Origin of the sequence: Cupriavidus sp. P-10 (assembly GCF_003402535.2) — a bacterium.
GTDB lineage: Bacteria > Pseudomonadota > Gammaproteobacteria > Burkholderiales > Burkholderiaceae > Cupriavidus.
Genome location: NZ_AP025171.1, coordinates 2459994 through 2486449 on the forward strand (window position 1 = coordinate 2459994; position 26456 = coordinate 2486449).

The window sequence follows — 26456 nt, forward strand, 5'->3', positions numbered from 1 at the left end:
CGCGGGTCTGCGAGGCAGGCCCGCGCCGCCTATACTGCACCTGATCACGCACCCGACCCAGCACCTGACCGGAGACCGCCCCATGCCGACCCGCTTCCGCTCGCTGATCCTTGCCGCCAGCGCCACGCTGGCGCTGGCCGCCGTGCCCGCCCTGGCCCACCACGGCTGGTCGACCTACGACGAGACCAAACCCCTGACGCTGACCGGCAAGATCGTCGAGAGCCACTACGAGAACCCGCACGCGCATATCCGCATCGATGCGGGCGGCAAGCGCTGGCTGGCCATCCTCGCGCCGGTGTCGCGCATGGAAGCGCGCGGCGCCACCGCTGACAAGGTCGCCGTGGGCCGCGAGGTCACGCTGGTCGGCTACGCCAGCAAGGAAAAGGCCGACGAGTTGCGCGCCGAGCGCATCACCGTGGACGGCAAGACCGTCGAGCTGCGCTGAGCCACCGCGCGCGCCATGGCGGCACTGCTGGCGCAATGGAGCGAATGGGCCGCCGGCCTGGCGCGGCTGCCGTTCGCTGCCGCGCTGCGCTCCTCCGCGTGGGCCTACCCGGCAGTGGAGATCGTCCACCTCGCCGGCATGGCGCTGCTGTTCGGCTCCATCGTCGTGGTCGACATGCGCCTGGCCGGGCTCGGGCGCCGGCTGCCGGTCAGCCTGCTGCTGCGCCATGCACTGCCGTTCACGGTAGCGGCCTTCGTCGCCGTCGCCGCCAGCGGCGTGCTGCTGTTCCTGGCGCATGCGGACGAACTGGCCACCAATCCCGCTTTCCTCGCCAAGCTGTGCCTGGTCGCGCTGGCGCTGCTCAACGTCGCGTGGTTCCATACCGTGCCATACCGGCGGCTGCATGACAGCCGGCTCGGCTGGGACGTGGAGCGCGCGCCGCCGGCCGGCGCGCGCATCAGTGCGATCGTGTCGGTGGTGATGTGGGCGCTGGTGATCTGTGCCGGGCGGCTGATCGCCTATGTGTGAGGGGTGGCCCCGCGCGCCGGCTGGCGCGGTAACGGCACCACCGTTGTCTCCGGTGGCGCCCTGGCCACGGTCTGCAACCGGACGAAAAAGCGTCCGCCGGTCAGCCCGCTTGTCCCGGTACGGGCGACAGCATGCCCAGCATCGCGACCAGCGCCAGCACCGCGGTCCCCGCCGCCGCCTCCAGCGCCACGCTGCGCCGCAGCGCGCGCGCCGCCATGGCTGGCTGCCCTCCTGTGCGCAAGGCCTGCTCCAGCCTTGGCGCATGGCGGAAGCGGTTGGCAGCGGCCAGCGCCAGCATCCCCAGGAACAACGCGAGCTTGGCCGCCAGCAAGCCGCCGTACGCAGTTGCCGACATGTCCGGCAGCGCCGGACCGATGACGAAGCCGTAGTTCACCGCGCCGGTCAGCACCAGCGTGAGGACAATGCCGGTGCCGATACGGGCAAAGCCCTTGGCCGTGCGACTGAGCAGCGCCAGCACCGCGGGATCGGATCCCGGCCGTGTCCGCGACATCAGCACGAAGGCGGCCAGCGCGCCGGCCCAGGCGCCCGCCGCAAGCAAGTGCGCCGCGTCGGCGGCCAGGTGCACGTAATGTCCAATGCCCTCGCTCATCGCGCCGTGGCCGCCCCAGGGCAGCGATGCCAGCGCCACCGCCGACAGCGCCGCCAGCAATACTGCCTGCGCCGCGGGCCGCGCGCGCAACGCCAGCACCCCTGGCAGGCACAGCACCAGCGCGGCGACCCGCACCGACCACGCCACGCCGTACGCCGTGCCGGTCACGATCATGCCGAAGACCTCGCGCTCCAGCGCGGCGTATGTCTGCGCGCCGCTCATCGATCTGGCCATCACGGCCAGCGCAGCAAGCGACAGCACGATGCCGGCCAGCGCGCAACCCAGCGCCATGGCACGGCATTGCGCGGCGAACCGCGCAGCGTGTTCATCGCGCCGCAGCGCGCTCAGGCAGAACAGCGGCAGCCCGAACGCCAGGCCCAGGTCGACGTAGAGCGCCAGGCGCAGCGCAACGGCTAGCCAGTCCATGGCCCGCCATCACTTGACGGTGAAGGAGAAATTGCCGGTAACGGGATGCGTGTCGGCCGACACGGCGCGCCAGTCGACGCGATAGCTGCCCGCAGGCAGCGGCTGCGACGGCGTGATCACCATGGCCTTGGGGTCGCTGCTGGCGGACACACGGGCTGCCATTTTCATCGGTGCGTGGCTGGCCATGCCGGGCATGCCGGTCATCACCAGGTTGGCGGCGGAAAACTGCGTGACGAGGTCTTCCGAGAAGGTCAGCTCGATCTTCTGCGGCGCGGCCACTTCGGCCTTGTCGGCGGGCGAGGACGTGACCAGCTTCGGATGGGCGAGGGCTGCACTGCTGGCCAGCGCGGCGGCCACGGCGGCAAGGCAGGCGATCAGGGGGCGCTTGGTGGACATGGGTCTGCTCCGAGTTGGAAAGGGAAAGTAGGCGTGGCCGCTCAGAACCACAGGCGCACGCCGGCCACGAAACGCGTCTCGCCGGCACGGCCGCCGGCCGTGCGGATCATGTCCGCCGTGTTGCCAAAGGCCTGGTAGCGCTCGACGCCGATATACGGCGCGAACTGTCGGCTGAACTCATAGCGCAGGCGCACGCCCACGGTGCCGCTGGACAGGCCGCTGCCGATGCCGGTCTCGGGATCGTTCTTGCCATACAGGTTGGCTTCGATGCGCGGCTGCAGGATCAGGCGCTGCGTCAGCAGCAGTTCGTACTCGGCGGCAAGCCGCAGCGCGGTGCGGCCGCTGGTGCCGACATAGGCCGTGGCATCGACCTCGAACCAGTACGGCGCCAGCCCCTGGATGCCGAACGCCAGCCAGTTGCGCGCGGGGCGGCCGCTGCCGGCATCGTTGCGCAGGCCCAGCTGGGTGTCCCAGTAGCTGGCCACGGCGTGGCCCCACAGCAGTTCGGTGCGGGCGTCATGCATCCTGCCCTTTGCCGCCTCGCCTTCGGCCTTCAGCACCAGCTTGTCGTAGCTGTTGCCGAACCACGCCTGGACCTCGTAGGCCGCGGCATTTTCACCGCTGGCATGGGCCCACTCCAGGCGGTCGACCAGCACCGATGCGAACAGGTGCTCGTCGGCCATCACCAGCTGGCGCTTGTCGGCCAGCGCGTACTGGCCGACGCCGAGCTGGTAGCCACCGGAATACGCGTGCGGATCGCGCGCATCGGCCGGAGCGCTGCCGCCCTGCATCTTCATGTCGCCGTGATCCATTGCGCCGGAGGGTTGCATGGGTTCCATCGGCTCCATCGGCTGCATCGGCTGCATCCGTTCCATCGGCTGCATTGGCTCCATGCCTTGCATCGCGGAAGCATCCTGCGCCGGCACACCATGCCCCTGTTGGCCGTGCACGTGCGGATCCTGCTGCGCCGACGCGGCGCCCATCGCGGCCAATGCCAGCACGGCGGCAGCGATGCGGCCGGCCGGCCTGGCCAGCGAGCGGGGGGTCTTCATTGCCGTCATCACGCCACCACCACTTCGCGGAACATGCCCGCATCCATATGCATCATCAGGTGGCAATGCCAGGCCCAGCGTCCCAGCGCATCGGCGGTAACCAGGAAGCTGATGCGCTGCGCCGGCTGCACGGGGATAGTGTGGCGCCGCGCCTGGAAGCTGCCGTCCGGCGCTTCCAGTTCGCTCCACATGCCGTGCAGGTGCATGGGGTGGGTCATCATGGTGTCGTTGTGCAGGATCACGCGCAGCCGTTCTCCGTACTTGAAATAGATTGGCGTCGACTTGCCGAACTCCACGCCGTCGAACGACCACGAGTAGCGCTCCATGTTGCCGGTCAGGTGCAGTTCGACTTCGCGGCCCGCGCCGCGCGGATCCATCGGCCCGCCGACGGTGTGCTGGTCGGCCAGCGTCAGCACGCGCCTGCCGTTGTTGCGCAGGCCGATGCCGGGATCGTCGAGGTTGGTGCGCGCCATGTCGACGCGCATGTCGGTGCTGGCGCCGTACTCGGTGCGGGCATGGCGCGCGACCTTGCCCGGCATGTTGAGCGAAGGCTCGGCGGCCATCGCCGCCATGCCGTGCTTGCTGTGGTCCATGCCGTGCTGGCTGTGGTCCATGCCGTGCTGGCTGTGGTCCATGCCGGGCATGGCGCCATGGTCCATCGCCGCCATGCCATGCATGCCGCCGTGGCCCATGCCACCCATGTCGCCCATCATGTCGGTCATGCTCAGCCATTCCGGCTTGTCCGGCGCGGGCACTGGCGCGGACAGTCCTTCGCGCACTGCCAGCGTGCCGCGCGCATAGCCGGTGCGGTCCATTGCCTGCGCGAAGAGGGTGTAGGCGTCCTCCTGCGGCGCGACCACGACGTCGCAGGTCTCGCCGGGACCGAAGCGGAACTCGTCGACGGTGACCGGCTCCAGGTCCTGCCCGTCGGCCTGCACCACGCGCAGCTTCAGGCCGGGGATGCGCACGTCATAGAAGGTATTGCCCGAGCCGTTGATAAAGCGCAGCCGCACGGTCTCGCCACGGCGGAACAGCCCGGTCCAGTTGCCGGCCGGCGTGACGCCGTTGGTCAGGTAGGTCAGCGTGGCGCCCGACAGGTCCGCCAGATCGGTCGGGCTCATCCGCATCTGGTTCCACATGCGGCGCTTGTCTAGCGCCGGCTTCAGCCCGTCGCGCGCCGCGTCGCGGAAGAAATCGACGGCGGTGGGCTGGTTGTAGTTGTAGTAGTCGCTTTGCACCTTGAGCTTGGTCAGCACCCTCATCGGGTCTTCGTCGGTCCAGTCGGACAGCAGCACGGTGTAGTCGCGGTCAGCGTGCCCGTGCGCGCGGCCCTCGGCCGGATCGATGACGATGCCGCCGTAGACGCCGGTCATCTCCTGGAAGCCCGAGTGCGAGTGGTACCAGTAGCTGCCCTGCTGCGCGACCTCGAAGCGATAGGTAAAGGTCTCGCCCGGGGCGATGCCGGCAAAGCTGATGCCGGGCACGCCATCCATCCCGAACGGCAGGATGATGCCGTGCCAGTGGATCGAGGTCGGCTCGCGCAGCCGGTTGGTGACGCGGATGGTGACGGTATCGCCCTCGCGCCAGCGCAGCGTCGGGCCCGGCAGCATGCCATTGATGGTGGTGGCCACCATCGGCTTGCCGGTGAAATTGACCAGCGACTCGCCGATCACGAGGTCGAATTCAGTGCCGCGCAGCACCGGCGCGGTCCCGGCAGCGGCGGTGGCGGGGCCGGGTGCGCTGGCCAGGGCGCTGGCGCCGCCAAACCCCGACAGCCCGGCGACCACGCCGCCGGCCACCAATCCCTGCACGAAGCGCCGACGTGGCAGGTCGGGGGGCGTGGGCAGCAGGAGGCCCGTAGAGCGGTGGCGTCGCATGGCAGTCAGTCTGTTGTGCATGGTTGGAAAGGCATGCCAAGCGTAGCCAGCGCCACCCTACCCTCGCCTGACTGGAACATGACAATCCGGTAATCTTCCGGTCATGTTGGCGCGCACCGCGCGCGCGTACAGTTGCCGGACTGATCGATCACAAGGAAGCCAAGGCCGATGAAACTGCTGGTAGTGGAGGACGAGACCAAGACCGGGGAATACCTGCGCCAGGGCCTGACGGAAGCGGGCTTTGTCGTCGACCTGGTGCACAACGGGCTGGACGGCCAGCACCTGGCCATGACCGAGCCCTACGACCTCGTCATCCTCGACGTGATGCTGCCAGACATGGACGGCTGGCGCATCGTGCAGGCGCTGCGGGCCGCCGAAAACGCCGTGCCGGTGCTGTTCCTGACCGCGCGCGACAGCGTGGCGGACCGCGTCAAGGGCCTGGAGCTGGGCGCCGACGACTACCTGGTCAAGCCCTTCGCCTTCTCCGAACTGCTGGCGCGCGTACGCACCCTGCTGCGGCGCGGCGCGGCGCAGATGGCGCTCGACCGGATCCAGGTGGCCGACCTCGTGCTCGACCTCGGGCGCCGGCGCGCGACCCGCGCCGGGCGCCGCATCACGCTGACCAGCAAGGAATTCGCGCTGCTCGAACTGCTGGCACGGCGCCGCGGCGAAGTGCTGCCGCGCTCGCTGATCGCCTCGCAGGTGTGGGACATGAACTTCGACAGCGACAGCAACGTGATCGACGTAGCCATCCGCCGCCTGCGCGCCAAGATCGACGACGGCTTCGAACCCCGGCTGATCCAGACCGTGCGCGGCATGGGCTATGTGCTGGAGGAGCCGGACCCGGAGGATGCGGCATGAAAGGCCGGCTGTCGCTGACGGCGCGGCTCACGATCCTGTTTTCGCTGTCGTCGGCGGCGGTGCTGCTGGGCCTGGGCGTGCTGATCTGGCTGGCGATGGACAGCCATTTCGCCGACGAGGACTACGCGGTGCTGGACGACAACGTGCGCCTGGTCCGCCAGATCGCGGCCGAAGGCCCGATGGCGTCGCTGCCGCAGCGGCTCGGCCAGGCGCTGGAGCACCACCCCGGCTTTGTCGCCGAGGTGCGCAACGCCGAGGGCCAGCCCGTGTACGCCACGCACGGCTTCGACTTCGGCCCCGCGCTGGGCGTGGCCGCGGCGCTGCCGGCGCAGCGCGATACCTTCGCCTGGGAACAGCGCGGGCAGGCTTACCGCGGCTTGCGCGCCGTGGCGCAGGTGCCGGGCGCCGGCGCGCTGCGCATCGTGGTCGGCATGGACACCGCGCTGCATGCGCATTTCATGCACGCGTTCCGCCGCTCGCTCGCCTTCTACACCGCGCTGGCCGCGCTGGCCAGCGGGTTGCTGGGCTGGTGGGCGGCGCGCCGCGGGCTGGCGCCGCTGCGCACCATGGCCTCGCGCGCGCGCACGGTCACCGCGCACAAGCTCGACGAGCGCATGCCGGTGGCAGCGGTGCCGGTGGAAATGGCCGACCTGGCCGCCACGCTCAACGCCATGCTCGCGCGGCTGCAGGACGACTTCAGGCGCCTGTCGGAATTTTCGTCCGACCTGGCGCACGAGTTGCGCACGCCGATCACCAACCTGATGACGCAGACCGACGTGGTGCTGTCGCAGCCGCGCGATGCGGCCAAGTACCGCGAGGTGCTGGCGTCAAACGCCGAGGAGCTGCAGCGGCTCTCGCGCATGGTGTCCGACATGCTGTTCCTGGCCAAGATGGAACATGGCATCACGCTGCCCAGCGCCGAGCGCATCGCGGTCGAGCAGGAAGTCGCGGCGCTGTTCGACTTCTACGATGCGCTGGCCGAGGACAAGGGCGTGCAACTGCGGCAGCACGGCAGCGGCCGCATCACCGGCGACCGGCTGATGGTGCGGCGCGCGCTCAGCAACGTGCTGTCCAACGCGCTGCGGCACGCCGCCGCGGGCAAGCCCATCGTGGTGACGATCGTGCCGCGCCCCGGCGCGGCGGAGGGTGCGGAGGGGGCGGAAGCCGTGGATATCGTGGTCGAGAACCAAGGCGAAACCATTCCGCCCGAATTCCTGCCGTCGCTGTTCGACCGCTTTTCGCGCGCCGACAAGTCGCGCGCGCGGCCGGATTCGGATGGCACCGGGCTGGGCCTGGCGATCACGCAGGCGATCATGGCCGCGCACGGCGGCGCCATCGCCGCCGAGTCGGCCGCGGGCAGGACGCGCTTCGTGCTCACGTTCCGCGCGCGGCGCGAACCGGACACCGTGCACGCATGATGGCCTGCGGGCTGCACGGCGCGCGAAAAAGCCGCCCGAGCCAGTAAGGCCGTTGGGGGAGCTGGCAAGGGCGCAAAAAAACCGCCGGATGCGGCTCCAGCGGCGGTTCGATGCTACGCAATTCCGCCTTGTTTGAATGGCAACAATTGTGTCGGCGAACACATTGCTGACATGGCCTGCGCTGCCATGGCTCGCGCTGCCATGGCTCGCGCTGTCAGGCGCGCTGACCGGCCGGCAATTCGATCCGGAAGGTGGCGCCGGCACCTGCCGCGCTCTGCACCGTGACTTTGCCACCATGCCGCTCGGCCACCGCGCGCACCAGCACCAGGCCCAGCCCGGTGCCGTCCGGCGCGCCCTGCTGGCCCTCGTGCAGGCGCACGAAGGGCTCGAACAGCCGCGCCTGGTCGGCCTCCTCGATGCCGGGGCCATGGTCCTGCACCGCGATCACGAAATGCTCCCGGTCGCGCGTCAGCGTCACCGCCACCTCGGCACCTTGCGGGCTGAACTTGATCGCGTTGCTGACCACGTTGGCGATGGCCCGCACCAGCAGCGCGGGCTCGCCGCGCAGCACGGCGGGCTCGTCGGGCAGGTCGACCTGCAGCGGCACGCTGCGGGCATTGGCCAGCGCCCACAGCTGGTCGGTGGCATCCAGCACCAGGCCGCCGAGCTCGACCTCGGTAAAGCTCAGCGACTGCGACTCGGCGCGCGCCACGCTGATGAAATCGTCGGCCAGCGTCATGGTGCGGCGCGCGTGGGCGGCGATGCGGTCCAGCACGGCGCTATTGCTGTTGCCATCGCCGGCGCTGCCGGGCTGCGCGGCGCCATGGTGGCCGTGGGCGGCGGCGGCAGCGGCGGCGTCGCGGCGCACGCGGCGCTCGTGCAGCTCGATCAGCGCCAGGATCGATGCCTGCGGCGAGCGCATGTCGTGCGACAGGAAGCGCAGCATCTGTTCGCGCTGGCGCTCGGCCACGCGGATCGCCGTGATGTCGGTGACGCTGACGATCAGCCCCGCCACCGCTCCGGCCTCGCCGTGCAGCGGCGCGCCGTGCAGCAGGTAGCGGCGGTCGCCGCGCCCGGCCACCTCGATGCCGCCTTCGGGCATGGGCTCCTGCCCCGGCCCGACCCCGGCGTGGCGGGCATGCAGCGCGTGCCAGTACGCCAGCGCGGGCGCGGGCGCCGGGAACAGCGCCTCGATCACGTCGCGGATGGGCGGCCGCGGCTGGCCGGTATCGCGTGCCGTGGCCACGCTGCCGAGTACCGCCGGCGCCAGCGCCGCGCAGCGCCGGTTGGCCAGCATCACGCCGCCCGCCAGGTCGCAGATGGCGGTGGCATCGGGCAGGCTTTCGAGCCCGTCCGAAAGGAACCGGCGCATGCCGCGCAGCCTGGCGCTCATGCCGTACACGGCGCGCATGCGGCTGTCCAGCGTGACGCCGGTGTAGTGCGGGGCGGGCATCAGGCCCGGCTCGCGCTCCAGCCGCGCCAGTTCGTCGGTCAGGAAGCGCAGCGCCGCTTCCTGGCGGCGCCATGCCCAGAGCGGGTAGAACAGCACGCAGCCCAGCGCCGCCGCGGCCGGGGCGAACCAGAGCCGTGCCAGCGCCAGCAGCACCAGCGAGCCGCCCAGCAAGGCCGCCAGCAGCAGCCCGGTGGCGACCAGCGCGCCGCGCGGCGGCAGGCGCAGCGGGGCCAGCGCCGCCAGCAGCACCGCCAGCAGCGTTCCCGCCAGCTGCCACGCGTGCGGCACGGCCAGGATCGCATCGCCGTCCGTCAGCGTCTGCAGGGTATTGGCCAGGATTTCGACGCCGCTCATGCCGCGGCCGTCGCGCGACACCGGCGTGGGCAGCACGTCGCCCATGCCGGTGGCCATGGCGCCCACCAGGACCGCCTTGCCGGCAAAGCGCGCGGGATCGATGCGGCCTTCCAGCACGTCGCGCGCCGATACGCGCGCAAAGGTGCCGGGCGGGCCGGCGTAGGGAATGCGCACGCGCCCGCTGCGCTCCCAGCCGTTGCTTTCCGTGAAGCGCACGGCTTCCTGGCGGTAGCTGCCGAGCGAGCGCGGTGCGTGCCCAAACTGGGCCATCACCGTGGCCAGGTGCGGCACGCCGGCGGCCTCGACCGGGTGCGGTCCCTCGCGCAGCCAGACCTGGCGTGCCACGCCATCGGTATCGACCACCATGTTGATATGGCCGACCGCGGCGCCCAGCCCGGCCAGCGGGTAGCGCACCAGCATGCCGTCAGCGCCGGGCTCGGCCACTACCGGCAGCACCACGTTGCCGGCCTGCGCCAGGCTGCGCGCCAGCAGCGCGTCGTCTTGCGGATAGCGCGTGTCGCGTTCGGACAGGATCACGTCGACGCCGATCACGCGCGGGGCGCCGGCGGCAATGCGCTCGACCAGTTGCCCCAGCACCGCGCGGCGCCAGGGCCAGCGGCCGACCGCAGTAATGCTGGCGTCGTCGATGGCGACGATGACGATGTCGTCGCGGGCGGGATGGTGCTGGGCGGCAATGGCGATGTCGTAGGCGGCCAGGTCGGCGCGCTCGGTCCAGCCCTGGCGCGCGGCCAGCACCACCAGGGCCAGCACCGCCGCGACCAGCACGCACCATTCGGCCAGCGTGCGGCGGCCGAAGGCGCGCCCGGGCGCGGCCGGTTCAGTGGAGGCGGATGCCACCACCGTCCGTCCCGCCACCGGTGCCGATGGCCGCGCCGGCGCCGTCGAGCAGGTACGTCAGGATCTCGATGCGCTGCGGCGCCGAGAATGCCGCCGGGTCAAGCACCGTGCGAGGCGCCGCGCGGGCGACCCGCACGTAGTAGACGCCGGGCGCCGGGCGCGGCAACTCGAAGGTGTTGGTTTCGCTGTGCTGGTCCACCAGCGGCGTGGCGAAGCCGGCATCAGCCGACAGCTGGACCCGGAAGCCGGTGCCGCCGCCCGCGTCGGCGGGCCAGCCGAGGTGCAGCGTCTTGCCGTCGTCCTGCATCGACGGCACGGGGCCTGCCGGCTCGACTCGGTAAGCGACCGGCGCCGACCACGGGCCCGGCCGGCCCACGCCGTCAACGCTGCGCACGCGCCACCAGTACTGGCCCGGCGCCTGCGGCTGCGCGCTGGCCGGCTCGGCAGCGGGGTGCTGTGCCACCTCGCTGCTGAAGCCGGCATCGCCGGCCACGGCCAGTTCATAGCTGGCGGCACTAGGTACCGCCGCCCAGGCGAACGCCACCGTCTCGCCATAGCGCACCGCATCGGCGGCGGGCTGCAGCGTGAACGGCGCCGGCGGGTTCAGCCGCACGGCCACCGGCGCCTGCGCGGCAAGGCCGGTCAGCCGGTTGGCGTCGATGGCGCTGACGGCGAGATAGAGCGTGCCTTCCGGCAGGTCCTGCGGACGCGCGCGCGTGTCGGTGGTGGTGCCGCTCCAGGCCAGTTCGGTCAGCGCCGCGTCGCGCGCCACCGTGACGCGGTACGCGCTGGCGCCGGGCACTGGCTGCCAGGCGGCGTCGAAGGCCGGGCCCAGCACGGTATCGGCAGGGGGCAGCAGCATCGGCGCCGGCAGCAGCGCCACCGGTTGCGACAGCTGGCCACGGTCGGACACGCCGACACCGTAGCCTGCACTCACTTGCGCCGCGGCGGTCATGGCGCGCCCCTCAGGCGCGCGCCTGGCCTGGCGCGCCGCGCTGACGCCGACGCGGCCTTCCAGCACCTCGCTGCGGCTGCCTGCGGCGTCGGCCGAAACCCGGTAGCTGGTGCCGCGCACGCCGGTGACCATCATCGGCGTATGCAACTCGAAACGGCCCACGCCGCTGCCCTCGGGTGCCACGCGGGTATCGGCGCCGCCCTTGTCGATGCGGATCACGGTATCGGTCAGGCCGCTGCGCGCGAATGTACGCAGCCGGCGCACCGCCACCGTGGTATTTGGCGGCAGGGTGATGCGGCTGCGATCGGGCAGTTCCAGCGTGACCGAGCCGGCCGCCGGCGTTTCGATCCGTGCCGATTCGTCCAGCGACATGCCGGCCTGCACCGGGCGGCCGTTGGCGCGCACTTCGCCGGTGACATAGACCACGCGCGCCGACGCTGCCTGCTCCGGGATCTGGCTCAGCGGAATGCGCAGGCGCGAGCCGGGCACGAGCCGGTAGGGGTCCGCCACGCCGTTGAGCCGCTGCAGCGTGCGCCAGCCATCGGTCGACGCCATGTAGCGCCCGGCCAGGCCGATCAGGGTATCGCCTGGCTCCACCAGGTAAAGGAAATCGGCGCCCTCGGCGCCCGCCGGCCCGGCCAGGGCCGGACCCGCCACGCCAGCCACCCAGGCCAGCGCGGCCGTGCCAATCCACTTACGCATCCGCCCCGGCCTCGTTCGCTTCCACTTCGGCAGCGGAAATTTCCTCAAAGCGATAGCCGTGCGAGTACACCGAGGTGAGCCGCACGCCGTTCTCGGGGCGCAGCGCCAGCTTCAGCCGCAGCCGCGAGATATGGGTATCGAGCGTGCGCGAGCCGGCGCCCATGGCGCGGCCCCAGACCGCCTGCTCCACCACCTCGCGCGCCAGCAGGCGCCCGGCATTGCGGAACAGGAACAGGGCCAGCTCATACTCGCGCGGCGACAGCTGCACGGGCTGGCCGCCGAGGTTGATGGCGCGGGTATGGGGATCGACCGTGTAGTTGCCGCGCCGGATCTGCTCGACTTCCTGCGCGGCCTCGGGATAGGCCCGGCGCAGCAGCGAGCGCACGCGCGCGATCAGCTCGCCGGCGCGGATGGGCTTGAGCATGTAGTCGTCCGCGCCGACGCTCAGGCCGGCGACGATGTCGGCCTCGCCGGTACGGCTGGTGACAAACAGGATGGGCGGCATGTTGCCGGACTTCTGCCGCACCCAGCTGACCAGTTCGTAGCCGCTGGTGCCGGGCAGCTGCCAGTCGACCATCAGCAGGTCAAACGCCCGTTCGCGCAGCGCTCGCAGGAAATCGGCGCCATTGGCGAACGATTCGCACTCGAAACCGGCCTCGCCCAAAATCTGCCGGATCAGTTCGGCCTGATCCGGATCGTCCTCTACCGAGGCAATTCTCATCCACTACCCCCCTGCCTACTGCGACTCTGCCTACTGCGACTGCCACTGCGACTGCGCCGGGCACTATTGACGGCTGCTCTGGTATCCACCCTGGCGGGCGCGGCCCATGGTCAATCGCAATCGCACGGCAAGCGGGGCCGAAGCAAGCCGGAAGCCGCAATGTTACCTAACCACGACACCCGCCGTCGAGGCTCCCGAGGAGGGGCATGGCGTCGCATGCCAGGACGGGCCATGGATCCGCGGGGCAATATCGGCCGAGCTGCCACGATCGCGGGAGCGAGGCAACGGGAATTCCGGACAACACGAAGCAGGAGGGGAATTCCATTGCTCGCGCATTCGGCAAGTCCGGGCTTCCCCCTATATACGCTGCGCGAGGATCATTCTTAGAAATACGCCCCATGCGGATTTTCTGCCTGCGGGATTTGCACCAGATCGATTCCGGCGGCACCGGAACAGAAAAAACATCCCCCGAATGTGGTAATCCAGGTTTGAAACAAAAAGAAACAATGCACCGAAACCCGCCCCTTCTGCACCAGGAACCGGCAGGCGACGCGCATTCAAGGGGCACACGCCTGAAATTCAGTCGAAACCGCGCAGACAGGCGGACTCAGGGAATTCACTGAATCGAATGCGAAGTAGAAGACGTTAATATCTCCTATCGGAACCTCTCATCATGATTAGGCGCTTCGCCTGATTGACACATCGGGAAAATTCGGCAGAATGATTCCCACTTGTGCAGCGCCCTTTGGGGTGTGTCATTTGGTGTGTTGTTCCGTGACGCTTTCGGTTGTCACGACAGCGACATATCGAGGTCATACGGATGCAGCAGCGGGAACCCAAAAACCGTTGCCTGCGTTGCACACGGTGTATAACGAGCGTTTTCGCTCATTTTGAAATCCAAGGTTGAGATAGATATGGAAACCGGTACCGTTAAGTGGTTCAACGACGCCAAGGGCTTCGGCTTCATCACGCCGGACGCAGGCGGCAACGATCTGTTCGCGCACTTCTCCGCGATCGAAGGCTCGGGCTTCAAGTCGTTGAAGGAAGGCCAGAAGGTGCGCTACGTCAAGGCCATGGGCCAGAAGGGCGAGCAAGCCACCAAGATCCAGGCCGTCTGATACCGGTTTTTTTGAAGACCGGCCCGGTCCCGCGGCGTCTCGCGACGCCGCGCCGGCCAGCAAGCCCCGCAGCTCCGGCGCGGGGCTTTTCTTTTGGGCGTTGGCAGCGCGGCGCCTTCCGCCCGCCGCCCTTCCCGCCGCCCTTCCCGCCGCCCTTCCCGCCGCCCTGCATGCCGCCGCGAGGTCCGGGGGTGATATTGCTATAATCGGCCGACCCACAACCACCGCCCGCGCGTGGGCGCGCACACCGTTGCGTGCGTCGCGCGGGAAGGTATGCAGCGTGTCGAGGAGTTACGTGGCCGGTACTCAAATCGCAACGCAAGACGCCCCCGCCGCCGTGGCCGGCCCCAGCGCAGGTGCTGCCGCCTCTGCCGGCAGCTCCTTCCATGCCGCGCTGCGCATCCTGCCGGCGCACCAGCGCCAGGCCATGTTCGAGATCTACGGGTTTTGCCGCGCGGTCGACGATATCGCCGACGGCAACGCCCCGCATGCCGAGCGCCTGGCCGGGCTCGATGCCTGGCGGCGCGACATCGCTGCCTGCTACGCCGGCGGCCCGCCCGCGGCAATGCAGGCGCTGGCGGCGCAGATCCGCGCCTTCGACCTGCAGCAGCAGGATTTCCTCGCCGTCATCGACGGCATGACCATGGACGTGGTGCAGGACATCCGCGCCCCCGACGCCGCCACCCTCGATCTGTATTGCGACCGCGTGGCCAGCGCGGTGGGCCGGCTGGCAGTGCGCGTGTTCGGCCTGGAAACGTCGTGCGGCATCGTGCTGGCTCACCATCTGGGACGCGCGCTGCAGCTGACCAACATCCTGCGCGACATCGACGAGGACGCAGCCATCGGCCGCCTGTACCTGCCGGCCGAGGCACTGGCCGCAGCCGGCATCGATGCCGCCCACGCCACGCCGCAGGCGGTGGTCGCGCATCCGGCCATCGGCCAGGCCTGCGCAGCGCTGGCCCAGGAAGCGCAGGCGCACTACGACCAGGCCGACGCCATCATGGCGCGCTGCCCGGCACGGCTGGTGCGCTCGCCGCGCATCATGGCCGACGTCTACCACCGCATCCTCGCGCGCCTGCGCATGCAAGGCTGGCAGGCGCCGCGCCAGCGCGTGCGCCTGCCGCGCGCGCAGTTGCTCTGGATCATGCTGCGCCACGCCATTGGTTGAGCGCCGCATGCCGATGTCAGCGATGTAAGCCGATGCAAGCCGCTGCCGGACGCGGATCATCCCGCCCGCGCCGGCACAAGGAGTCCGCATGTCGATGAAGGAGACCGACTTCGCCACGACAGCCACACCAATCCAGTTCGCCGCTGATCCCGCTTTCGGTCCGGCGGCTGGTCCCGCCGCGCCACAATCGGCCGCACAGGCACTCGACCACGGCATCGGTCTCGCGGTCGATGCGCTGCTGCACCAGCAGCGCCCCGATGGCCACTGGGTCTACGAACTGGAAGCCGACGCCACCATCCCGGCCGAATACGTGCTGATGGTGCACTACCTGGGCGAGGCGCCCGACCTGGCGCTGGAAGCGCGCATCGCTCGCTACCTGCGCCGCATCCAGAACCCCGACGGCGGCTGGCCGCTGTTCCATGAAGGCCGGCCGGATCTCAGCGCCAGCGTGAAGGCGTACTTCGCGCTGAAAATGGCCGGCGACGATCCGCAGGCGCCGCATATGGCGCGCGCGCGCCAGGCCATCCATGCCATGGGCGGCGCCGAGGCCAGCAACGTGTTTACGCGCACGCTGCTGGCACTGTACGGCGTGATGTCGTGGTCGGCGGTGCCGATGATGCCGGTGGAAATCATGCTGCTGCCGCGCTGGTTCCCCTTCCACCTGTCCAAGGTTTCTTACTGGGCGCGCACGGTGATCGTGCCGCTGCTGGTGCTGAACAGCCTGCGCCCGCGCGCGCGCAACCCGCGCCACGTCGGCATCGACGAACTCTTCGCCAACCAGCACCACGGCGCGGGCCTGGCGCCGCGCGCGCCGCACCAGCATGCCGGCTGGTACAACGTATTCCGCGGGCTCGACGCGCTGCTGCGCGTGGCCGAGCCGGTGTTCCCGCGTCTGCTGCGCCGGCGCGCCATCGCCGCGGCGCAAACCTTCGTGCGCGAGCGGCTGAACGGCGAGGACGGCCTCGGCGCGATCTTCCCGGCGATGGCCAACAGCGTGATGATGTTCGACGTGCTCGGCGTGCCGGCCGATGATCCCGCGCGCGCGGTGGCGCGGCGCTCGGTCGAGCGGCTGCTGGTGGAGCACGGGGACGAGGCCTACTGCCAGCCCTGCCTGTCGCCGGTGTGGGACACCGCGCTGGCCGCGCACGCGCTGCTCGAGACCGGCGAGGCGCGCGCGGCTGAAGCCGTGGGGCGCGGACTGGAATGGCTCAAGCCGCTGCAGGTGCTGGATGTGCGCGGCGACTGGACCGTGCGCCGCCCGCGGGTGCGCCCGGGCGGCTGGGCTTTCCAGTACGCCAACCCGCATTACCCGGATGTCGACGACACCGCCGTGGTGGTGGCGGCGATGGACCGCTACATGCGCGAACACGCCGCGCCGGGCCGCTACGACGAAGCGGCGGCGCGCGCGGCCGAATGGATCGTCGGCATGCAGAGCGGCAACGGCGGCTGGGGCGCGTTCGAGCCCGAGAACACGCACCTCTACCTGAACAACATCCCCTTCGCCGATCACGGCGCGCTGCTCGACCCGCCCACCGCGGACGTCTCGGCGCGCTGCCTGTCGATGCTGTGCCAGATTGGCGCCACGCCGGCCCGCAGCGAGCCCGCAGCACGCGCCCTGCGCTACCTGCTGGCCGAGCAGATGGCGGATGGCAGCTGGTTCGGCCGCTGGGGCACCAACTACATCTACGGCACCTGGAGCGCACTGTGCGCGCTGAACGCCGCCGGCATGGGATCCGACGCGCCCGCCGTGCGGCGCGCCACCGAGTGGCTGGCCGGGATCCAGAACGAAGACGGCGGCTGGGGCGAAGACGGCAGCAGCTACCGGCTCGACTACCGCGGCTATGAAACGGCGCCCAGCGTGGCATCGCAGACTGCCTGGGCCTTGCTGGCGCTGATGGCGGCCGGCGCCGTGCAGCATCCCGCCGTCGCGCGCGGCATTGGCTACCTGCTGCGCACGCAGCGTCCGCCGCAGGAGGGCGGACTCTGGCAGGAGCCGCGCTTCACTGCGGTCGGCTTCCCGCGCGTGTTCTACCTGCGCTATCACGGCTATGCGCGCTATTTTCCGCTGTGGGCGCTGGCGCGCTACCGCAACCTGCAGCGCGGTGGTGGCGGCCGCGTGACATGGGGCCTGTGAACGCGCCCTTCGTCATGGTCGTCACCGGCATGGATTTCGAGGCCGGCATCGCCGCCGGCCCGCACTGCCGCGTGGTGCACGGGCTGCGCGGCATTGCGCTGGAGCAAGGCGTGTCGGCCATGGCCAGCCGGGAGTGCCGGGGCATCGTCAGCTTCGGTGTCGCCGGCGGCCTGGATCCCGCGCTGGCACCGGGCGACCTGGTCATCGCCGATGAAATCCGCGCGCCCGGCGAACGCTACGACACCGATCCGGACTGGACCCATGCGCTGCACGCTGCGCTGCCGCACGCCCGGGTCGGCCCGATCGCCGGCGCCGACGCGCCGGTGCTCGACGTCGCCGCAAAACTGGCGCTGCGGCAGGCCAGCGGCGCGCTGTGCGTCGACATGGAATCGCACCTGGCGGCGCGCATGGCCGCGGCCTGCCGGCTGCCGTTCGCGGCTTGCCGCGTGGTCATCGACCCGGCGAGCCGCGCCGTGCCGGCCGCCGCGGCGGCGGGGATGGGAGAAGGCGGCAAGACCGATGTGGCAGCGGTGCTGGGCGCGCTGCTGCGCGCGCCGTCGCAATTGCCGGCGCTGCTAAGGCTGGCTGGCGATGCCGCCACGGCGCGTGGCGCCCTGCGGGCGGCCAGGCTGGCCGTGGGCGACGCCTTCGCGTTGCGCGGATTGCCGGACCGGTAAAGCCGCCCTGCTTCCTCAGCCGAACTTCCTCATCGCATCCAGCGCCAGCCCGCTGCCGATGCTGCCGAAAATGTCGCCTTCGACGCAGCGCGCCTGCGGCAGCAGCGCCGCCAGCCGCTGGCGCAGCAACGGCACGCTGCTGGAGCCGCCAGTGAAGAAGATGGTGTCGACGCCGTCGCCGTCCACGCCCGCATCGGCCAGCAGTTGCTGCACGGTCTTTTCGGTCCTGGCCACCAGCTTGTCGATCGACGCATCGAATTCTTCGCGCGTGATCGTCAGTGTCAGTCCCTGCTCCAGCCGGTGCAGGTCGACTTCGGTACTGGCCGCGTCCGACAGCGCGATCTTGGCGCCTTCCACCTGGATCGCCAGCCAGTGGCCAGCGCGCTCGCGGATCAGCCGCACCATGCGGTCGAGGCTGACGGTGTCGGCGGCGTCGCGGTAGTTGTCCATCACCACGGACCAGGCCTTGCGCGTGTAGACGTAGTTGATGGTGTGCCAGCTGGCCAGGTCGAAATACTGGCTTGACGGCATTGCCTTGCCGTTGCGCAGCTGGCTGCCCAGCCCGAGCAGCGGCATGGCGCGCGCCAGGCTGAGCGCGCGGTCGAAGTCGGTGCCGCCGATATGCACGCCGCCATTGGCCAGGATGTCCTCCCGGCGATCGGTCTTGCGGGCGCGCTCGGGCGAGAGGCGCACCAGCGAGAAGTCCGAGGTGCCGCCGCCGATATCGGCCACCAGCACCAGTTCCTCGCGCGCGATGCCGGCTTCGTAGTCGAATGCGGCGGCGATCGGCTCGTACTGGAACGCAATTTCGGCAAAGCCGGCGTCGCGCGCGATCTCGGCCAGCGTCTCTTCGGCGAGCCGGTCCGCGGCCGGGTCTTCGTCGATGAAGAACACCGGGCGCCCCAGCACCGCGTGCGAGAAGGAGGTGCCGGCGGCCTGCTCGGCGCGTGTTTTCAGTTCGCGGATGAAATGCGCCAGCAGCTTGCGGAACGGCATGGCCTGCCCCATCACCTCGGTGCTGTCGTCCATCATCGAGGTGCCGAGCAGGCTCTTGAGCGAGCGCATCAACCGCCCTTCATAGCCGGCCAGGTAGTCGCCGAGCGCGGCACGGCCGTAGCTCACCAGAGGATCCTCGGCATGGAAGAAGATCACCGACGGCAGCGTCACCTTGCCGTCTTCCAGCGGCAGCAGCGCCTCGGGGCGGTCAGGACGGCTCCAGCCGACGGTTGAGTTGGACGTGCCGAAGTCCAGGCCGCATGCGTTTGACATCATTGTTTCCAGGTTTCCTGCAAGACACCACAATCAGTTGCCCGCTGGCCGGGGGTAGCGCTGGTGCAGCGCGAGCGCGGGCGGGGCGACATTGTAGGCCAGGCGCGCGGCGGCCCCCGATTTCAGGCGACGGAGTCGGCAGCAGGTTCCAGCATCGCCGTGGCGTGGCCGGGCACCGGCGCCGGCGCGGCCATCGACGACGCCAGCACATAGCGGTCGCGCCCGTGCTCCTTGGCGTGGTACAGCGCGCGGTCGGCATTGGCGAACAGCGCACGCCACAGGCCTTCCTTGCTGCCGGGGCCGCCGCGCAGCTGCGCCACGCCGATGCTGACGCTGGCAAAGCCCTGCGCACCGGGCAGCCCGATCGCGCGCACCTTGCGCAGGATGCGATTGGCCAGCGCGGTCGCCTGCTGCTCGTCGGTGTGCGGACACAGGATGCAGAACTCCTCGCCGCCATAGCGCCCGGCCACGTCGGAGGCGCGGCGCGAGTTGTCCAGCGCGTGCGCCACTTCGCGCAGCACGGCATCGCCGGCATGGTGGCCGAAGGTATCGTTGACCTGCTTGAAGTAGTCGATGTCGATGACCAGGCAGGACAGCGGCAGCCCGTCGCGCTGCCAGCGCGCCACCAGCTGCAGCGCCGACATCTCCAGCGCGCCGCGGTTGAGCAGGCCGGTCAGCGCATCGACACGGGCGCCGCTCTCGTTGTGCGCGACGATCTGCTCCATCGCCATCACGGTGAAGCCGAACAGGCCCAGCAGCGTCGCGATCAGCGGTGCCAGCATCCAGGCCGAGCCCGCCGGGCCGGCAAAGAACAGGATCAACGGCGGGGCATCCACACCGGCAGGCTGCATGGCATGGCTGAAGCCGGCCAGCTGCGTGGCCAGCTGCACCAGGCTGGCGACCAGCACCAGCGGGGCGCCGATGCTGCGCCGCCCGCGCCCGGCGCGCGCCAGCGTGGCAAAGGTGGCCAGCGACACCAGCGCCAGCACGCCGTAGGCCACGCGCAGCACCAGCTGCGGCCCGTCGGGCAGGCCGCCCGCGGTCACCAGGATGCCCAGCACGATGGCGGCGGCACCGGCCAGCGCGCCGGGGTGCGCCGGCACGCCGTAGTAGACGCGCACGCCACGGTAGATCATCAGCCAGCCGATGACGAAGGCGCCCGCGCCCGGCGTGCCCAGGTGGACCGTGCCGCTGGCCGCGCTCAGCGCCAGCACCAGACCCGCGCCGGATGCCAGCACATGCCCTGACGCCCACAGGCGCCCCGCCTCGCTGGCACGCAGCGCGAACACCAGCCCCGCCGCGATCACCAGCGTGCTGCTGAAAAACACCATCATCACGACCGCAATGGTCTGCGGGTCCAGGTGCACGGAGATCCTCAAGGAAGCCGTCGCCTTGCCGTCAATCCGAGGGGCGGGACTGGGCCAAGGGACGGTCAGGGCACGCCGCGGCCAGCCATCGGCGCACGGCAAACGCGCATGATAGCCCGCGCGCGCCGGCCGGTGGCACCCCCGTCAAGCCGGGGTCCCTCATCGCGGCGCGGTTGTGGTTTCGCCGCCGCTTGCGCTATGTCCTGCGGCTATGTCGCACTGGCGTTTTTATGCAACACCCTGGCCCGCCCTGAAGGATGCCTCTAACGACAACAGGCGCGTGCAAGCGGCTTGCGCGCCCCACCAGCCTCAGCATGCGCCACATTGCCACCACGCAATCGCCACTCGCCCGCATGCAAGCGGAATTGAGGCCAAAGTTGCTCGCATTTGGTTAAGCAGGCACTGCACCGGCTGGATAAAATCATGCGTTGCCTACCGCGCCGACCGCGCAAGAATCTCGCGTCAATACTGCATCAATGACCCGCCCTGCTATCCCCGACCCTGGTATGACCGTTCCCGCCCTCTCGCTTGGCGCCATCCTGGATGACCTGCGCAGCGCACCGCGCCCGCTGACATCCGCGGAGTACGCATATCTGGCGCACCTGCGGCAACGCATCGTCACCGGCGATGCCGACGTGTGGACCACGCTGGAGACCGCCGGCGTGCCATGCCGCGAACGCCGCCTGTCGCCCGAGGTGATGCAGGCGCTGACCGCGATCGGCCACCTGCCGATGCACTGAGCCCCCGCCGGCATCGCCATCTGATCGAGACCATTCCCCAGCTTATCTCGGAAGCTTCCTCGCCCTGCCCCCGTGCGCGCGCCGCTACGATCGGTTCACTTCGATCCACCGGCAACAGGCCGCGCACCCGGGGGCGAACATCCCCCCACCGCGCAACGGTGTCCCGCGCACCGCCAGTGCCCGTCCCGGCAATGGCACACGCATGGCATCCCTCGTTCAGAACAGGCGCGTCAGCTTCCTCTCATTGCGCACCTTCGTCGCACTGATGCAGCACCGCGACACCGCCCGCGCCGCGCAAGCGCTGGGCATCCAGACCCAAAGACTCCATTACCAGATCCGCGCGCTCGAGGCCGCGCTCGGTGCGCCGCTGTTCAGCGCGGGCAGCCCCAACTGGCTGCCGACGCCCACCGGCGTCAGGGCCTTGCCCAAGATCATGGCCATGCTGCACATCTGGGACCAGATCGAGCCGAACCCCTGCGCCAGGCGCAACAGCCGGCCGCCTCCGCCCGAGCCCAGTGACGCCGCGCGCCGCGGCCCGGCGTTCTGGGTCCGGCACGCGACGATGTAGCGCGGCGCGACTCAGTCCAGCCGTTCGCAGCTGTAGGCTTCGGTGCAATAGGGAAAGGCGACCTCCTGCCGCCCGGCGAGCGCCGGGTGGCCATCGACGACAACCTGCAGCGCGGCGCGCACGCGCTCCTGTTCGGCGCCAGGCAGCGAGGCAATGAAGCTCACCGACATCACCCGATCGACGATCACCTGCTGCGGCGGGCCCGCGTGCGTGTACGGCAAGCTGTGCAGCGCCAGCGGGCCGAAGCCCTCGGCCGGAAAGACCCGCTTCCAGTCGCCCTTGTAGAAGCGCGGCGCGTCGCCTTCGTACGGCGTCATGATCGCGGTCAGCTGGGCGACCCAATCCACGCTCTCATCGCGTACGTTCCAGACCAGTCCAAGCCGGCCGCCCGGCCGCAGCACGCGCCGGATCTCGGCCAGGGCACGGTCGTTGGCAAACCAGTGGAACGCCTGCGCGCAGACCACGGCATCGACGCTGGCATCGGGCAAGGGGATGGATTCGGCGCTGCCTGCCAGCGCCTGCACGGCTGGCAGCGCAGTGGCCAGCTGCGCGCGCATCTGGGCCACCGGCTCCACCGCGATCACGGCGGCGCCGGTTTCGGCCAGCCGGCGCGTGAACTTGCCGGTGCCGGCGCCTAGGTCCAGCGCCGTGCGGCCCGGGCCGAGGCCCAGCGAGGCACGGAGCCAGTCAGCGATGGCTGCGGGATATTCGGGGCGTCCGCGCGCGTAGGTATCGGCCTGGCTGGCGAATCCCTGCGCGGCGGCCTGGTGGATGGCGGTCATGGCGGCTCCGGTTGGCTTACCGGTGCCGTAGGCTACGCCTGAAGCCCGCGCGGGGCTAGTGCTGCATGCCCCAGCGGCGCACCGTGAGGCGCTCCAGCGTGGTGAAGACCAGCCCCTCGACCAGCAGCCCGATCAGGATCACCGCCGCCAGCCCCGCGAACACGCGGTCGGTGTAGAGCTCGTTGCGGTTCTGGAAGATAAACCAGCCCAGCCCGCCCTTGCCCGACGACGCGCCGAACACCAGCTCGGCCGCGATCAGCGTGCGCCAGGCAAAGGCCCAGCCGATCTTCAGGCCCGACAGGATTGCAGGCAGCGCGGCGGGCACCAGTACCAGCGCGACAAAGCGCGGCCCGCGCAGGCCATAGTTGCGCCCGGCCATGCGCAGCGTCTGCGGCACCGCCTGGAAACCGGCATACATGTTCAGCGCCAGCGGCCACAGCACCGAGTGGACCAGCACGAACACCAGGCTCTTGGTGCCCAGCCCGAACCACAGCAGCGCCAGCGGCAGCAGCGCGATCGCCGGGAGCGGGTTGAACATGGCGGTGAGCGTGTCCAGCACATCGCGGCCGAAGCGCGTCGATACCGCCAGCGACGTCAGCACGAACGCCAGCACGATGCCAGCGGCATAGCCGCGCAGCAGCACCGACAACGACACCGCCGCCTTACCCGGCAGTTCGCCGCTGGCCACGTCCTGCACGAAGGCGCGCAGGGTCGCCAGGAAGGTCGGCATCAGCAGGTCGTTGTCCTGCACGCGCGCCACGATCTCCCACACCAGGGCCAGCGCCAGCAGGATCACGGCCTTGCGCAGCCAGCCGTGCTGCCACAGCCGTTGCTGCCACGGCAGCGCGCGCGCCAGCGGCGCTTCGGTGAAGGGTTCGATGTCGCGCTCGTATTCCGGGCGCACCGGCGGCCGGAAGTCGGGGCGAAGCTCGGGCGCCTCGGGGAGCGCCAGGGTGGATTGGGTCATGATTTGTCTATTGCGGCAGTCGGCTTGCTAGCGACCAGCGGCGCTGCGCGCGCGCGGCGGCTGCGCCTCGGCGGCCGGCTCGCCGAACAGCATGGTGTGGATGCGTTGCGCGGCGGCCTGGAACTCCGCGCCGCCCTGGCTGGCCAGGCTGAACTGGTGGCTGTTGAGTTCGGCGCGCACGCGGCCCGGGTGCGGCGACAGCAGCAGGATGCGGCTGCCCACCACCAGCGCTTCTTCGATCGAATGCGTGACGAACAGCAGCGTAAAGCCCGCGTCGTCCCACAGCGCCAGCAGCTCTTCCTGCATGCGCCGGCGCGTCAGCGCGTCGAGCGCGGCGAAGGGCTCATCCATCAGCAGCACCTTGGGCCGCATCGCCAACGCCCGTGCGATCGCCACGCGCTGCTTCATGCCGCCAGACAGCGTATGCGGGTAGGCATCGGCAAAATCGGCCAGCCCCACCTTCTCCAGGCTGTCGAGCGCGCGCTCGCGCGCTTCGGCGCGCGACAGGCCGCGCGCCTGCCGCAGCGGGAACATCACGTTCTGCACCACGGTCTTCCACGGCGGCAGCTGGTCGAACTCCTGGAACACCACGATGCGGTCCGGACCGGGCTGCTGCACGCGCTGCCCCTCCAGCCGGATCTCGCCCTCGGCGGGCGCGACGAAGCCGGCCACCGCCTTGAGCAGCGTCGATTTGCCGCAGCCCGACGGCCCCAGCAGCACGAAGCGGTCGCCCGCATGCACGTCAAAGCTGACCTGGTGCGTGGCGCGCACGATGCGCTCGGGCGTGCGGTACTCAAGCGACACGCCGTCAATCTGAAGCAACGGCGGGAGAAGCGGCGTGGCCCGGTCGGGCACCACGCGCAGGCTGTGCGTGGCCATGGTCAGCTCCCCTGCGCGGTGACCGGATCCTGGAAGAAATAATCCTGCCAGGACTTCGGCTGGTTGCGGATCGCGCCGACGCGGTGCATGAACGACGCCAACGCAAAGGTGTTCTGCGGCGCCACCTTGAACTGCACCTGCGGGTTCTTCAGCACGCGCACCAGCAATGCGCGGTCAGTCTTGGCCTTGGTCTGGCGCAGGTAGATGTCGGCGGCGGCCTCAGGATTGGCGGTGGCGTACGCAGCCGCTTCGGCGAGCGCATCGACGAAGGCGCGGTACGTCTTGGGGTTCTCGTTGCGGAACTTCTCGGTCGCGTACAGCACGGTGGACGAACTCGGGCCACCCAGCACGTCATACGAATTCAGCACGATGCGCGCGTTCGGATTGCCGGCCAGTTCCTGCTCCTGGAACGGCGGGTTGCCGAAATGCCCGGTGATTTCCGTGCCGCCCGAGATGATCGCGGCAGCGGCATCGGGATGCGGCACCGCCACGGTCCACTTGTCGAGCCGGTTGTACTCCTTGTCGCCCCACTGCCTGGCCGCAGCAAGTTGCAACACGCGCGACTGCACCGACACGCCCACCGCCGGCAAGGCGATGCGGTCCTTCTCGGTGAAGTCGGCAATGGTCTTCACCCTGGGGTTGTTGCTGACCAGGTAGTACGGGAAGTTGCCCAGCGAGGCCACGCCGCGCACATTCTGCTTGCCATGGGTGCGGTCCCACAGCGTCAGCAGCGGGCCGACACCGGCGCCGGCGATATCGATCGCGCCGGACAGCAGCGCGTCATTGACCGCGGCGCCACCGGACAGCTGGGTCCATTCGACCTTGACGTCGACGCCCTGCTGCTTGCCGTGCTTCTCGATCAGTTGCTGGTCGCGCGCCACATTGAGCAGCAGGTAGACCACGCCGAACTGCTCGGCGATGCGCAGCTTGCCTTCGGCGTGCGCGCCACCGGAAATCGCCAGGCCGGCGCTCAGCGCGAGCAGGCCCAGCTTGCGGGAAAAACGTTGGAACATGAATGAACTCCGGAGAATCGTGGAAGGGACGCACGCGGCTTGCGCGCGCCCGGGATGCATGGCGAAGCGATTGCCGCGTCAGCGCGGCACGTCGCCCTCGATGGTGGTGCGGTACATCACGCGGCGCAGGTGGTCCGGACAGCCCGCGGCCAGGTGCAGCAGCGAGCGGTTGTCCCAGAACACCAGGTCATGCGGCTGCCACTGGTGGCGATAGACGTGTTCGGGCCTGACGCTGTGCGCGAACAGCTGGTCGAGCAGGTCGCGGCTTTCGTCTTCGGGCAGGCCGGTGATGCGCGTGGTGAAGTGCTCGCTGACGAAGAGCGCCTTGCGGCCGGTTTCAGGATGGGTGCGCACCACCGGCTGCAGTTCCGGCTTGACCTGCGCGATCTGCTCGGGCGTCAGGTTGGGGCGCCACGGGCTGCGCTGCTGCAGCTCGGCATAGCGCGCCAGGTAGGTGTGCTCGGCCTGCCGGCCGTCGACGGCCCGCTGCAGTTCGGCGGGCAAGGTGTCCCACGCCAGGTGCATGTTGGCGAACAGCGTATCGCCGCCTTCGGCGGGCAGTTCGCGCGCATGCAGCAGCGAGCCGAGGCTCGGCTTGTCCTTGTACGACAGGTCTGAATGCCAGAAGTGGCCGGCGTCGCCGAGCCCGATCGGCTTGCCGTCCTCGACCACATTGGACACCACCAGCACTTCGGGATGGCCAGCCAGCTGGAACTGGTGCAGCACGTGGATCTGCAAAGGACCGAAGCGGCGGCTGAAGTCGATCTGCTGCGCCGGGGTGATCTGCTGGTCGCGGAACACCACCACGTGGTAGTCGAGGTGGGCACGATGGATGCGCGCGAAATCGCTGCCGGACAGCGGGCGGGACAAATCGAGGCCGAGCACCTCGGCGCCCAGCGGCGCGTCCAGCGCGCGGATCTCGAAATCCTGGCCGGCATCGATGACGGCGGAAGGCGGTGCGCTATGCTGGCGCGAAACTGTGGCGTGGGCGGTGGCGGTCGTCATGGCGAGCTCTGGCAATTCGGGGAGAAGCCTGCGCGGCAGCGGATGCCGCGTACAAGCCCGCACTGTAGAGAGCCGCCCCAAGCACGGTCAACGAATCAAATCGCTGGCGCTTA

General features: G+C 70.0%; 24 protein-coding genes. 10 read left to right on the plus strand and 14 right to left on the minus strand.

Annotated elements, in window-relative coordinates:
- Positions 1-82: 82 nt before the first annotated feature.
- Both CTP10_RS27895 and CTP10_RS27900 read left to right on the plus strand, forming a co-directional pair.
- Entirely contained in the window at positions 83-445 is a 363-nt protein-coding gene (locus CTP10_RS27895; protein WP_116319406.1) for a DUF6152 family protein, read from the plus strand.
- A gap of 15 nt (positions 446-460) precedes the next feature.
- The gene (locus CTP10_RS27900; protein ID WP_116319405.1) at positions 461-973 is read left to right on the plus strand and encodes a DUF6644 family protein; all 513 of its coding nucleotides are present in this window, start codon (positions 461-463) and stop codon (positions 971-973) included.
- A gap of 100 nt (positions 974-1073) precedes the next feature.
- Here the strand turns inward: CTP10_RS27900 and copD are convergent, their stop codons facing one another.
- Genes copD through CTP10_RS27920 form a run of 4 tightly spaced genes read right to left on the minus strand, consistent with a single transcriptional unit; the run spans position 1074 to position 5334 of the window.
- The gene (gene copD / locus CTP10_RS27905) at positions 1074-2009 is read right to left on the minus strand and encodes a copper homeostasis membrane protein CopD (protein WP_116319404.1); all 936 of its coding nucleotides are present in this window, start codon (positions 2007-2009) and stop codon (positions 1074-1076) included.
- A gap of 9 nt (positions 2010-2018) precedes the next feature.
- Complete coding sequence (copC, locus tag CTP10_RS27910; protein WP_116319403.1) at positions 2019-2405, minus strand: copper homeostasis periplasmic binding protein CopC; 387 nt, start codon at positions 2403-2405, stop codon at positions 2019-2021.
- 41 nt (positions 2406-2446) lie between these two features.
- Complete coding sequence (locus tag CTP10_RS27915) at positions 2447-3466, minus strand: copper resistance protein B (RefSeq protein WP_376790661.1); 1020 nt, start codon at positions 3464-3466, stop codon at positions 2447-2449.
- Positions 3466-5334, minus strand: a complete 1869-nt coding sequence (locus CTP10_RS27920) for a copper resistance system multicopper oxidase (protein WP_116319401.1) — start codon at positions 5332-5334, stop codon at positions 3466-3468. Before CTP10_RS27920 ends, CTP10_RS27915 begins: the two co-directional genes overlap by 1 nt.
- Positions 5335-5502: 168 nt before the next feature.
- Here CTP10_RS27920 and CTP10_RS27925 point away from each other — a divergent pair, with 168 nt between their 5' ends.
- A complete protein-coding gene (locus CTP10_RS27925; protein WP_116319400.1) occupies positions 5503-6195 on the plus strand; it encodes a heavy metal response regulator transcription factor in 693 nt (230 codons plus the stop codon).
- The gene (locus tag CTP10_RS27930; RefSeq protein WP_116319399.1) at positions 6192-7613 is read left to right on the plus strand and encodes a heavy metal sensor histidine kinase; all 1422 of its coding nucleotides are present in this window, start codon (positions 6192-6194) and stop codon (positions 7611-7613) included. Before CTP10_RS27925 ends, CTP10_RS27930 begins: the two co-directional genes overlap by 4 nt.
- A 214-nt stretch (positions 7614-7827) precedes the next feature.
- On the opposite strand, the gene CTP10_RS27935 is transcribed toward CTP10_RS27930, so the two are convergent.
- The 3 genes from CTP10_RS27935 to CTP10_RS27945 are packed head-to-tail and all read right to left on the minus strand — an operon-like array spanning position 7828 to position 12656.
- On the minus strand, positions 7828-10281 hold the full coding sequence (locus tag CTP10_RS27935; RefSeq protein WP_116319398.1) for a CHASE2 domain-containing protein: 2454 nt from the start codon (positions 10279-10281) through the stop codon (positions 7828-7830).
- On the minus strand, positions 10259-11935 hold the full coding sequence (locus CTP10_RS27940) for a FecR domain-containing protein (protein ID WP_116319397.1): 1677 nt from the start codon (positions 11933-11935) through the stop codon (positions 10259-10261). The genes CTP10_RS27935 and CTP10_RS27940 overlap by 23 nt, the downstream gene beginning before the upstream one ends.
- The gene (locus tag CTP10_RS27945) at positions 11928-12656 is read right to left on the minus strand and encodes a response regulator transcription factor (RefSeq protein WP_116319396.1); all 729 of its coding nucleotides are present in this window, start codon (positions 12654-12656) and stop codon (positions 11928-11930) included. The genes CTP10_RS27940 and CTP10_RS27945 overlap by 8 nt, the downstream gene beginning before the upstream one ends.
- Positions 12657-13570: 914 nt before the next feature.
- Here CTP10_RS27945 and CTP10_RS27950 point away from each other — a divergent pair.
- The 4 genes from CTP10_RS27950 (at position 13571) to CTP10_RS27965 (ending at position 17753) form a co-directional block, all read left to right on the plus strand.
- A complete protein-coding gene (locus tag CTP10_RS27950; RefSeq protein ID WP_029045406.1) occupies positions 13571-13774 on the plus strand; it encodes a cold-shock protein in 204 nt (67 codons plus the stop codon).
- A gap of 295 nt (positions 13775-14069) precedes the next feature.
- The gene (gene hpnD, locus CTP10_RS27955) at positions 14070-14942 is read left to right on the plus strand and encodes a presqualene diphosphate synthase HpnD (RefSeq protein ID WP_116319395.1); all 873 of its coding nucleotides are present in this window, start codon (positions 14070-14072) and stop codon (positions 14940-14942) included.
- 88 nt (positions 14943-15030) lie between these two features.
- Positions 15031-17076, plus strand: coding sequence for a squalene--hopene cyclase (gene shc / locus CTP10_RS27960; protein WP_233528115.1), 2046 nt, complete (start codon positions 15031-15033; stop codon positions 17074-17076).
- A complete protein-coding gene (locus CTP10_RS27965; protein ID WP_116319609.1) occupies positions 17073-17753 on the plus strand; it encodes a phosphorylase in 681 nt (226 codons plus the stop codon). Before shc ends, CTP10_RS27965 begins: the two co-directional genes overlap by 4 nt.
- A gap of 15 nt (positions 17754-17768) precedes the next feature.
- Here the strand turns inward: CTP10_RS27965 and CTP10_RS27970 are convergent, their stop codons facing one another.
- Both CTP10_RS27970 and CTP10_RS27975 read right to left on the minus strand, forming a co-directional pair.
- Positions 17769-19025, minus strand: a complete 1257-nt coding sequence (locus CTP10_RS27970; protein WP_116319394.1) for an Hsp70 family protein — start codon at positions 19023-19025, stop codon at positions 17769-17771.
- A gap of 119 nt (positions 19026-19144) precedes the next feature.
- Positions 19145-20389, minus strand: a complete 1245-nt coding sequence (locus CTP10_RS27975) for a GGDEF domain-containing protein (RefSeq protein ID WP_116319608.1) — start codon at positions 20387-20389, stop codon at positions 19145-19147.
- Positions 20390-20895: 506 nt separating this feature from the next.
- Between CTP10_RS27975 and CTP10_RS27980 the strand changes: the two genes are divergently transcribed.
- Together CTP10_RS27980 and CTP10_RS27985 are read left to right on the plus strand one after the other, a co-directional pair.
- Positions 20896-21129, plus strand: coding sequence for an IclR family transcriptional regulator (locus CTP10_RS27980; protein ID WP_199414577.1), 234 nt, complete (start codon positions 20896-20898; stop codon positions 21127-21129).
- A gap of 202 nt (positions 21130-21331) precedes the next feature.
- Positions 21332-21697: a helix-turn-helix domain-containing protein gene (locus tag CTP10_RS27985; RefSeq protein ID WP_116319392.1), complete on the plus strand. Its 366-nt coding sequence runs from the start codon at positions 21332-21334 to the stop codon at positions 21695-21697.
- 11 nt (positions 21698-21708) lie between these two features.
- On the opposite strand, the gene CTP10_RS27990 is transcribed toward CTP10_RS27985, so the two are convergent.
- From CTP10_RS27990 to CTP10_RS28010, 5 genes are all read right to left on the minus strand, one after another.
- Entirely contained in the window at positions 21709-22479 is a 771-nt protein-coding gene (locus CTP10_RS27990; protein WP_116319391.1) for a class I SAM-dependent methyltransferase, read from the minus strand.
- A 55-nt stretch (positions 22480-22534) separates the two neighbouring features.
- Entirely contained in the window at positions 22535-23446 is a 912-nt protein-coding gene (locus tag CTP10_RS27995; RefSeq protein ID WP_116319390.1) for an ABC transporter permease, read from the minus strand.
- A gap of 27 nt (positions 23447-23473) precedes the next feature.
- Entirely contained in the window at positions 23474-24325 is an 852-nt protein-coding gene (locus CTP10_RS28000; protein ID WP_116319389.1) for an ABC transporter ATP-binding protein, read from the minus strand.
- Positions 24326-24327: 2 nt separating this feature from the next.
- Entirely contained in the window at positions 24328-25338 is a 1011-nt protein-coding gene (locus tag CTP10_RS28005; RefSeq protein WP_116319388.1) for an ABC transporter substrate-binding protein, read from the minus strand.
- A 78-nt stretch (positions 25339-25416) separates the two neighbouring features.
- Positions 25417-26343, minus strand: coding sequence for a TauD/TfdA dioxygenase family protein (locus CTP10_RS28010; RefSeq protein ID WP_116319387.1), 927 nt, complete (start codon positions 26341-26343; stop codon positions 25417-25419).
- Positions 26344-26456 lie beyond the last annotated feature (113 nt).